Genomic DNA, 9,929 nt, shown 5'->3' on the forward strand with positions numbered 1-9,929 from the left:
CATGGCGCTCGAACTCATCGACGTCCACAAATCCTACCCTATGAATGTCGGGCGTAAGCATGTGCTGCGCGGCGTCAACGCGGTGTTCCACAAGGGTGAGCGCGTCGGCGTCCTGGGCCGCAACGGTACCGGCAAGTCGACTCTCGTGCGCATCCTCGGCCGCATCGAAGCCCCGACCCGCGGCTCGATCCGGGCGAGCATGTCCGTCTCATGGCCCATCGGCATGGCAGCGGGGTTCCAGGGGGCTCTGTCCGGGGCGGACAACACGCGCTTCATCGCCCGGATTTACGATCGGCCCGTTCAAGCAACGGTCGACTACGTCGAGTCCTTCGCCGAACTCGGCGAGTACCTTCACATGCCGGTCAACACCTATTCCAGCGGCATGCGGTCGCGGCTCGGGCTCGCCATCTCGCTCGCCGTGGAATTCGACTGTCTCCTGGTCGATGAGGCACTCGCCGTCGGCGACACCAAGTTCGGCCGCGCCTTTGCGGCGCGCCTGCGCAATGCCGGCCTGATCATCGTGACCCACCAGCCTTCCCTCGTACGCCAGCTCTGCAACCGCGCGGCGGTGCTGGATCGCGGCACCCTCACATTCTACGAAGACCTCGATGAAGCTCTCGCCACCTACAACAGCCTTTGAGGCACCCGCCCCGGCGGTGGAGCCAACCTGGAGCGAGGCGGAGCCGATTCCCCCGCCGAGGCCGAAGTCGCGCCTCAAGCGCTTCTTCCGCCACCCCTTCACCTGGTTCGTGCTGCTGCCGACGCTGCTGGTCGCCGTCTACTACTACGGCTTCGCGACCCCGCAATATGTCAGCGAGGCACGCTTCGTCGTCCGCTCGCGGGCCGATGCTCCGCAGGTCTCGCTCGGCACCATGATCTCCGCGGCTGTCGGTGGCGGTGGTGGGTCGGCGGTGGGGGATGCCTACAGCGTCCGCGACTTCCTGACCTCCCATGACGCGGTGATGCGCACGCATGAGCAGTTGGATCTGACGCGCATCTGGGGCCGGGAGGACGCGGACGCGATCGCCCGCCTATGGAACGACGAGCCGGAGCGCCTGACCAAATACTACAACAGCATGGTATCGGTTGCCTTCGACAGCACCACGGGGGTCATCACCCTGCGCGTGCGCAGCTTCACGCCGGAGGATTCTAAGGCGGTTGCCGACACGCTGCTCGCCCAGGCCGAGCGGCTCATCAACAGCCTGTCCGGCCGCGCGCGCGAGGATGCGCTGAACGTTGCGCGCAGCGAGGTCGCGATCGCCGAGCGCCGCGTCCTCGACAGCCGGGAAGCACTGACCCGCTTCCGCGAACAGCAGCAGGAACTGGACAGTTCCGGCGCGGCGGCGGCGGCCATGGCGACGATGGGGCAGTTGGAGGCGCAACTCGTCGCCGCCCAGGCGGAGTTGCGGGAGCGCAGCGCCTTCATGCGCCCCGACAACGTCGCCCTACAGACCACCCGCAACCGGATCGAAGCGCTGGAGCACCAGATTACCGTCGAACGGCTGCGCCGCACGCAGGGCGACGGTGCGCTTTCACAGCAGCTTGCTGCTTTCGAGCGACTCATGCTCGAACGTGAATTCGCCGACCGCCAGCTCGCCTCCGCCACGGCCAGCCTCGAAACCGCACGGATGGAAACGCAGCGCCAGCAGATGTACCTCTCGCGCGTGGTCGAACCGAACCTTGCCGTCTATCCCCTCTATCCGCGGAAACTGCTCAGTGTCGCCAGTATCTTCCTTGGCCTGTCGGTGGCCTTCGGCATCGGTTGGCTTCTTGTCGCGGGCATGCGTGAACATGCGGTTTGACGGTTTGCGCGCGGCGGCGCTGTTCGTTCTTCTGGCAGCCCTCGGCAGCGGCGTACCCGCTGATAGGGCGGCTGCCCAGGGGCTCGGATCGCGCGGCTCGCTCGCTCAGGGCGTAGTCCCGGGCGTGCCCGGGCAGCTTCCCGGCTTCCCCAATGCGGGAGGCCAGTCGGGAATGCCGCAGGCCCCGGTGACAGCCCCCGCTGGCGCCGCGGCGGCCCAACCGCCACCTGTCTTCGACCAGCGCAGCTTGGCCGATATGCCTGGCCAGCAGCGCGGCACCGAGCGCGTGGGCAGCCCCACGCAGGCCGAGGGCGGTCCGTCTCTCGCTGCCCCCCTCGGCGACCAGGGCCGCATCGCGGGGCCCGCCACTGCGGTGTTCGGTGCGGCGTTGTTTACTGGCGGGCAGCAATCCTCCTCGGACGCGCCGAACCCGAACTACATCCTTGCCCCTGGCGACCGGGTTTCCGTCCGCGCCTGGGGGGCGGTGGACTCCGAACTGGTCGGGCAGATCGACCCCGCCGGGAATCTGTTCCTTCCCAATATCGGCCCCGTGCGCGTCGCCGGCGTCCGCGTCGGCGACCTTCAGCAGGTGGTCGAGCAGGAGATCCGCAAGGTCTACACCACTCAGGTGCAGGTCTACGCGACGGTACTCTCCACCCAGCGCATCGGCGTCTTCGTCACCGGCTTCGTGCGCTCCCCGGGCCGTTACGCAGGAACAGCATCGGACAGCCTGCTCGACTTTCTTGTGCGGGCGGGGGGCATCGACCCCGGCCGCGGATCGTTCCGGGAAATCGCGCTGAAGCGCGGCAGCCGTAACGTCGCGATGATCGATCTGTACGGCTTCCTGTTGCAGGGCAACCTGCCGCAGCTCCGCCTGCAGGAAGGCGACACCATCGTCGTTGGCCGCCAGCGCGCCATGGTCGGAGCCGACGGCGCTGTGCGCAACAACTACCTGTTCGAGAGCACGAGCCGTACGGCGCTGACAGGGCGGGATCTGATCGAGCTAGCGCGGCCGCTGCCGGCGGCGACCAATGCCGTGCTGCGCGGCGTGCGCAACGCACAGCCATTCTCACGCTACATGCCGATCGCTGAACTTGCCCGTCAGACGCTGCATGACCAGGACACGGTCACCTTCGTTGCCGACGTCGCCGCGCGCACCATCCGCGTCACTGTGGAAGGCAGCCGGCTCTACCCCTCGGTCCTGGTGGCCGACCGCGATACCACCTTCTGCCAGATGCTCGATCACATCGCCGTCGAACCGGGCTTGGCCAACACGGAAGGCGTGTTCCTGCTGCGGCCGTCCCTCGCGCTCCAGCAGAAGCGCGCCATCGACGAGGCCCTCGACCGGCTGGAACGGCAGCTCTTCCTCGCCCCCGCGGCGACGGGCAGCGTCGCGGAAGCGCGGTCCCAGGAAGCGGCGCTGATCAGCCAGTACATCTCTCGCGCGCGCAGGGTGCAGCCCGAAGGGCGCATCGTCGCCATGGGGCCGGACGGCACCTGTCTGCCCCTGCGGCTTGAGAACAGCGATATCATCGTCATCCCTGAGCTCACGAGCACGGTGCTGGTGCAGGGTGAGGTCGTCTTCCCGCAGGCCGTCGTGTACCGGCCGGGCATGACGATCGACCAACTGCTCGAAGCGGCAGGTGGTCTGACGCCGCGCGGCTCGATGAGCACGTTGATGATCCGCCGTCCATCCGGCCAGGTGATCCTCAATCCACAGCAGGCGCCACGGCCGGGTGATGAACTGGTCGCCCTGCCCTATCTCGATCCGAAGATCTGGCTATTCGGTCGCGATCTGATAACAGCCCTGTTCCAGGTTGCCCTCGCCGCACGCGTCTTCATCAACAACTAGCGCGCCATGCGGATCGCGGTCCTGTCGGACGTCCATGCCAATCTCGAGGCCTTCCGCGCCTGCCTCGACAATGCTCGGCTGCGCGGGGCGGAGCGGATCGTCCTGCTCGGCGACCTGGTCGGCTACGGCGCCGACCCGGTCGCCGTGCTCGAACTGGCGATGGAGGAAGTGTCGCGCGGCGCCGTCGCGATCCTGGGCAACCATGACGAGGCGGCGGCCTTCGACGGTCCGACGGGCATGAACGACATCGCGGCGCTCGCCATCGCCTGGACGCGACGGCGGCTCGGCCCGGCCCATCGCGCCTTCATCGCCGGCCTGCCCTTGACGCATGAGGAGGAAGGCCGGCTCTACGTTCATGCCGAGGCCTCCGCGCCGGCGCGCTGGCGATATGTCACGGATGCCGAGGCGGCGCGGCGCAGCATGGAGGCCGTGGCCGCCCACATCACCGTCTGCGGGCATGTCCACAAGCCGGCGCTCTACAGCCTGGGAGACACAGGCAAGCTTACCGGATTCCGCCCGGTCGCCGGCGCGCCCGTGCCGCTCGGCCGCGGGCGCCACTGGCTCGCCGTCGTCGGCGCGGTGGGGCAGCCGCGGGACGGCGACCCATCCGCCTGCTACCTCATGATCGAGACGACACCCCTGCAGGCGACCTGGCTTCGTGTGCCTTATGACGTTGCCGCGGCGGCAGAAAAGATCCGCGCCGCCGGCCTGCCGGCCGCGCTCGCCGAACGCCTGTTCGTCGGCCGATAGTCCTCCCCATGTCGCCGCAGCGCGCGATCGACGGCTTCACGGTGGCCGAAGTTCTGCATGAAGGCGGCATGGCCGTCCTCTACCGCGTCACGCGGTCGAAGGAGGATCCGCCCATGCTGATGAAGGTCCCGCGCCTGCGCGAGGGGGAGGACCCCGCGGCCATCGTTTCCTTCGAGATGGAGCAGATGATCATGCCGCGCCTGCGTGGGCCGCACGTGCCGCGCTTCATCGCGATGGGCGGCTTCGAGGCGCAACCCTATATCGTCATGGAGCGCATCGCCGGTGCGCCTCTCGCGAGCCGGCTGCGCGAGGCGCCGATGCCGGCGGAGGAACTGGCGCGCGTCGGTGCGGCCATCGCCGATGCGCTGGACGACCTGCACCATCAGCACGTCGTCCACCTGGACGTGAAGCCCGCCAACATCGTGTTCCGCGAGACGGGTGAGGCGGTGATGGTCGACTACGGCCTTGCCCATCACGAGCAACTGCCCGACCTGATGGCCGAGGAGTTCCGCCTGCCCTACGGCACCACGCCCTACATGGCGCCGGAACAGGCGCTCGGAATCCGCAACGACCCGCGCAGTGACCTCTTCGCGCTGGGGGCGCTGCTGTACCAATACGCAACCGCGGATCTGCCCTTTGGCGAGCCGCAACATCTCGGCGGCGTGAAACGGCGCCTGTGGCGGGACCCGGTGCCGCCACGCCGCAAGCGCCCCGCCGTGCCGCCCTGGCTGCAGGAGATCATTCTACGCTGCCTGGAGGTGAGGCCGCAGCAACGCTATCCCACCGCGGCACAACTGGCCTTCGATCTGCGGCACCCCGATCAGGTCGTGCTGACCGATCGAGCAACGAAGCTCCGGCGTGACAATCCGCTCACCGTGTTTCGGCGACGCCTGCAACCCGAAACGGCCGAGCCGCAGGCCTTCGCGACCGCGCGGCAGGTCCGCTCGGCCCCGATCATCGCGGTCGCCGTCGATTTCTCGCTGGGCGATGAGGTGCTGGAAGGCACACTACGGGAGCAGGTGCTGCGCCTGCTCGCCAACCGGCCGGGTGCGCGCGTCGCCTGCCTGAACGTGCTGAAGACGGCACTGCTCGCGGCTGAGAGCACCCTCGACGACCAGGGCCGCAACCGCCACGTGCAGCGGCTCGTAGAACTGCGGCACTGGGCCCGCCCGATCGGGCTCGACGAGCGGCGCATGACTTTCCACGTGCTTGAGGCTGCCGACGTTGCCGACGCGATCCTGGACTATGCGCGGGCCAACCGGATCGACCACCTGGTGCTCGGCGCGCGGACAGGATCGTTTGCGCGCCGACTGCTCGGCAGCGTTTCCGGCAAGGTCGCGGCCGAGGCGCCGTGTACGGTCACCGTGGTGCGGATCAGCCGCAGCAACTGAAGCCGCCGCCTGATAAGAGGTTAGCCGGTATCAGCCCGTCGCCAGCCCATGCTGTTCGCGCACCGGCAGGAAGCGGATCATCGGGAACTCCTCCTCCGCCCGCCGTCGGCGCCAGTCGCTGGTGAAGAAAGCGACCTGCTCGTCGTCGTGATCCTGCGCCATGTCCATCCGGTTCGCTGCGGCAAAGCGCTCGATCGCCTCCCGGTCTTCCGACGCCATCCAGCGCATGGTGGTCCAGGGCGCAGCCTCGAACGACGCGGGCACGGAATACTCCACGCGTAACCGCGACTGCAGGACGTCAAGCTGGAGCAGCCCGACCACACCGACGATCGGCTGCGAGCCATCCAGCGGCCGGAACAGCTGCACCACGCCTTCGTCAGCGAGTTCATCCAGCGCCTTGCGCAGCTTCTTTGCGAGCATCGGATCATCGAGGCGAACGCGGCGAAGATGCTCGGGCGCAAAGGACGGCACGCCCTGGAAGTTCAGCGGGTCGCCCTCGGTCAGCGTGTCGCCGATGCGGATGCCGCCATGGGTCGCGACACCGACCACATCGCCAGGCCACGCCTCCTCCGCTACCTGACGGTCCTTGGCGAAGAAGAACAGCGGCGCGTTGACCGGTACCTGCTTGCCGGTGCGGACCTGCTTCAGGCGCATGCCCTTCTCCAGCCGGCCCGAGCAAATGCGCAGGAAGGCGACGCGGTCGCGGTGCTGCGGGTCCATATTCGCCTGGATCTTGAAGACGAAGCCGGACAGCTTCGGCTCCTCCGGCCGCACGACGCGCACATCGGCCGGCCGCTGGCGCGGCGGCGGCGCGAAGCGTGCGAGGCCCTCCAGCAGATGCGCCACGCCGAAGTCGCGCAGCGCCGAGCCGAAATAGACCGGGGTCAGCGAGCCTTCGAGGAATTTGCCGAGATCGAACTCCGCGCAGGCGCCGGATGCGAGTTCCGCTTGCTCCCGCAGCGTCGCGGCGCGGTCGCCGGGCACGCGCGCCTCGATGGTCGGGTCGTCCAGCCCGGTCAGCGGGATCACCTCATCGGAATCCACCAAGCGCAGCGAGGGGTGGAGGATGTCGTATACTCCCCGCAGATCGGCCCCCTGCCCCACCGGCCAGGCGACCGGCGTCGCCTCCAGAGCCAGCGTCTTCTCGATCTCATCGAGCAGGTCGAAGGGGTCTCGTCCCTCGCGATCCATCTTGTTGACGAAGGTGATGATTGGGATGTCGCGCAGCCGGCAGACTTCGAACAGCTTGCGCGTCTGGCTCTCGATGCCCTTCGCGGCGTCGAGCACCATTACCGCGGCGTCCACGGCTGTCAGCGTGCGGTAGGTGTCTTCGGAAAAATCCTCGTGGCCCGGCGTGTCGAGCAGGTTGAAGACCGTGCCGTCCTTCTCGAAGGTCATGACGGAGGTCGCGACGGAGATGCCGCGCTCCTGCTCGATCTTCATCCAGTCGGATCGGGTGCGCCGCGCATTGCCCTTGGCGCGGACCTGACCGGCGAGCTGGATGGCGCCGCCCTTCAGCAGCAGCTTCTCCGTCAGCGTCGTCTTGCCGGCGTCGGGGTGGGCGATGATGGCGAAGGAACGGCGCCGCGCGGCCTCGGCGGCCACGCGGTTATCCGCGGAGGTCGGCATGTCCATGGTGGGCGGAACCTAGTAGCGCCGCGCCGCCGGGGGAAGAGCCGTCACGCGACCGCCGGCGGCAGCCGCCGCAACCGGCGCAGATCGGAGGCCAGAACGATCAGGCAGGAAAGGGCAAACCCCACCCCCGCCAGGCCGATGCCGGCAGCCGGCCCTTCCGCCGCCGCGAGGGTGCCGCCGGCCAGGGCGCCCAGCGGCCGGACCCCGTAGATTGCCACCTGCAGCACCGCCCCGACGCGCCCAAGCATCTCCGGCGGCGTCACGATCTGACGAATACTGACCTGGCAGATCAGCCACATCATTGGCCCAAAGCCGACCAGGAACAGCGCAGCGAAGGGCAGGACGACACCGCCCACCGGTGCGGCCAGCAGCAGCAACGGCGCCGCGACAGACAGGCCGGGCCCGGCGATCAGCACGGCGTTAGGCCCGAGTCCGTCCTGCACCCGCGCCGCAATGGAGGCGCCGGTCAGCATGCCGAGGCCGTAGCCGGCCTGTGCCACCCCCAGCTGCGCAGGGTCCAGCCCGAGCGGCCCCAGCGCAAAGGGCACGAGGACCGCGAGCAGGGCGAAGAAGGCGAAGTTCCAGGCCAGCGCGCAACCGAAGATGCCGCGTAGCAGGGCGTGCCCGAGGACGAAGCGCATCCCGTCCGCGAGCTGGTCACGGATTGGCGGTCGTGCCGCCGCCTTCGGCGCCACACCGGGCGGCAGACGCCGCGCCGCGCCGAACGCAAGCAACGCCGTCAGGAAAGCCACCCCATAGGCCGCGACGGGTGCCCCCTGCGCCGCGAGCAGCCCAGCCAGCGGCGGCGCGGCAAGACTCCCGGCGGCGCGCGCCAATTCGAGCCGCGCATTGGCCGCCGGCAGTGCCTCCCGCGGTGCCAGCCCAGGTACCAGGCTGCCGGCGGCCAGGACGAACATCACGGTGCCGCAGCTTCCAAGGAACGCCGCCAGGCCGAGCCCGACGGCCCAACCGCCCATCGCCGCGGCCATCGCTCCGGCGGCTCCCGCAGCCGCCGCGAGCGTCGCCACCGCAACGAGCCAGGCGCGCGATAGGCGATCCACCAGCAAACCTGCCGGCAGGGAGAACACCAGCCAGGCCGCCGCCTGCGCCGCCAGCAGCATGCCGACCTCCCCCGGCCCGGCGCCGAGGGCAAGCAGGGCGGTCAGCGGTAGGGCGGCCATCGCAAGCTGGTCCGCGCCATGCAGCCCGAGGGCAGCCACGGAAAGACGGTTCAGTGGGGATATCAGAATCATGCGAAGTGCTCCGATCAGGAGCCGCGGCGTGCCACAGGCCAACCATTCCGCGCCTTCCGTCCGTTGCCCCGGCATCACACGCCTTATTCACGTCGCCCAGACATGGTTTGCTAGGATGGTCATGAACGGATCGAGGATTCGCCCCCCGTGCCACTGAAGCCACTCAAGAAGGCTGTCCTGCCCGTCGCCGGCCTGGGCACCCGCTTCCTCCCCGCAACCAAGGCGCTCGCCAAGGAAATGCTGCCCGTCGTCGACCGGCCGCTGATCCAGTACGCTGTGGATGAGGCCCGCGCCGCTGGCATCGAGCAGTTCTGCTTCGTGACCGGTCGCGGCAAAACAGCGATCGTCGAGCATTTCGACGTCGCCTTCGAATTGGAACGCACGCTCGAAGCCCGCGACAAGAAGGCGGAGCTCGATGCGCTTCGCGCCCAGGCGATGACGCCGGGTTCCATCGTGACCGTCCGGCAGCAGGTACCGATGGGCCTGGGCCACGCAATTTGGTGCGCCCGCGCCTTCGTGGGCGACGACCCCTTCGCCATCCTGCTGCCTGACGACCTGATGATGTGCGACGTGTCCTGCACCGCGCAGCTCGCCGCCGCCTACCAGGAGACCGAGGGCAACGTCGTCGCGATCGAGGAAGTCCCGATGGAGCGGGTGAACCGCTACGGCGTGCTCGACGTGGCGGCGGACAAGGGGCGGCTGGTATCTGTGAAAGGGCTTGTGGAGAAGCCGCCGGTAGAGAAGGCGCCGTCCAACCTGACCATTATCGGCCGCTACGTTCTGATGCCCGAGGTGATGACGCACCTCGCCAAGCTCGAGAAGGGAGCGGGCGGCGAGGTGCAGTTGACCGATTCAATGGCCAGGCTGATCGGCACGCAGCCGTTCCACGGCCTGCGATACGACGGCAAGCGCTTCGACTGCGGCGACAAGGCCGGCTACCTCGAGGCCCAGGTGGCGTTCGCCCTGAAGCGACCGGACCTCGCCCCCGCGATGCAGGCGATCCTCAAGGCCTACGGCTAAGAGGCGCCCCGCACCCGGCGCGCCGTTTCAGCGGCGCGTCTGCGTGCGGCGAACAGGGGCCGGCAGGCTGCCGCCACCCCTGATGACAGATCCGCTACCGGACCGGCTGCCCTGTTCGATGCGTGCCGGGCTGCGGCTGGACGTCCGCTGCACCGGCGGCCGCAGCGCCGTCTGTCGGCGGGCCGGCTGGGCTGCGCGCGGCGTCGAGACCGCCCGCGTCGCCGCG

Annotated in this window: 8 protein-coding genes; 6 read left to right on the plus strand and 2 right to left on the minus strand. The window is 68.9% G+C overall.

Annotation, left to right across the window (positions count from 1 at the left end; translation table 11 throughout):
- Position 1: 1 nt before the first annotated feature.
- The 5 genes from GXW78_RS25445 (at position 2) to GXW78_RS25465 (ending at position 5,795) form a co-directional block, all read left to right on the plus strand.
- Positions 2-640: an ABC transporter ATP-binding protein gene (locus tag GXW78_RS25445; protein ID WP_211871725.1), complete on the plus strand. Its 639-nt coding sequence runs from the start codon at positions 2-4 to the stop codon at positions 638-640.
- Positions 641-656: 16 nt separating this feature from the next.
- Positions 657-1,802 carry a capsule biosynthesis protein gene (locus GXW78_RS25450; protein WP_211871726.1) on the plus strand — a complete coding sequence of 382 codons (1,146 nt, stop codon included), beginning with the start codon at positions 657-659 and terminating at the stop codon, positions 1,800-1,802.
- Between the two features lie 256 nt (positions 1,803-2,058).
- The gene (locus GXW78_RS25455) at positions 2,059-3,654 is read left to right on the plus strand and encodes a polysaccharide biosynthesis/export family protein (RefSeq protein ID WP_246522634.1); all 1,596 of its coding nucleotides are present in this window, start codon (positions 2,059-2,061) and stop codon (positions 3,652-3,654) included.
- A 6-nt stretch (positions 3,655-3,660) separates the two neighbouring features.
- Positions 3,661-4,404 carry a metallophosphoesterase family protein gene (locus GXW78_RS25460; RefSeq protein WP_211871728.1) on the plus strand — a complete coding sequence of 248 codons (744 nt, stop codon included), beginning with the start codon at positions 3,661-3,663 and terminating at the stop codon, positions 4,402-4,404.
- An 8-nt stretch (positions 4,405-4,412) separates the two neighbouring features.
- Positions 4,413-5,795 (plus strand): serine/threonine protein kinase, encoded by a 1,383-nt coding sequence (locus GXW78_RS25465; protein WP_211871729.1) that lies wholly within the window; start codon positions 4,413-4,415, stop codon positions 5,793-5,795.
- A gap of 30 nt (positions 5,796-5,825) precedes the next feature.
- Here GXW78_RS25465 and GXW78_RS25470 read toward each other — a convergent pair whose 3' ends face one another.
- Both GXW78_RS25470 and GXW78_RS25475 read right to left on the minus strand, forming a co-directional pair.
- On the minus strand, positions 5,826-7,424 hold the full coding sequence (locus GXW78_RS25470) for a peptide chain release factor 3 (protein ID WP_211871734.1): 1,599 nt from the start codon (positions 7,422-7,424) through the stop codon (positions 5,826-5,828).
- 50 nt (positions 7,425-7,474) lie between these two features.
- Positions 7,475-8,683 (minus strand): MFS transporter, encoded by a 1,209-nt coding sequence (locus GXW78_RS25475; protein ID WP_211871730.1) that lies wholly within the window; start codon positions 8,681-8,683, stop codon positions 7,475-7,477.
- A 147-nt stretch (positions 8,684-8,830) separates the two neighbouring features.
- Between GXW78_RS25475 and galU the strand changes: the two genes are divergently transcribed.
- Positions 8,831-9,703, plus strand: coding sequence for a UTP--glucose-1-phosphate uridylyltransferase GalU (gene galU / locus GXW78_RS25480; protein WP_211871731.1), 873 nt, complete (start codon positions 8,831-8,833; stop codon positions 9,701-9,703).
- The last annotated feature ends 226 nt before the right edge of the window (positions 9,704-9,929 follow it).

Source organism: Neoroseomonas terrae (genome assembly GCF_018129025.1).
GTDB classification, from domain to species: Bacteria; Pseudomonadota; Alphaproteobacteria; order Acetobacterales; family Acetobacteraceae; genus Neoroseomonas; species Neoroseomonas terrae.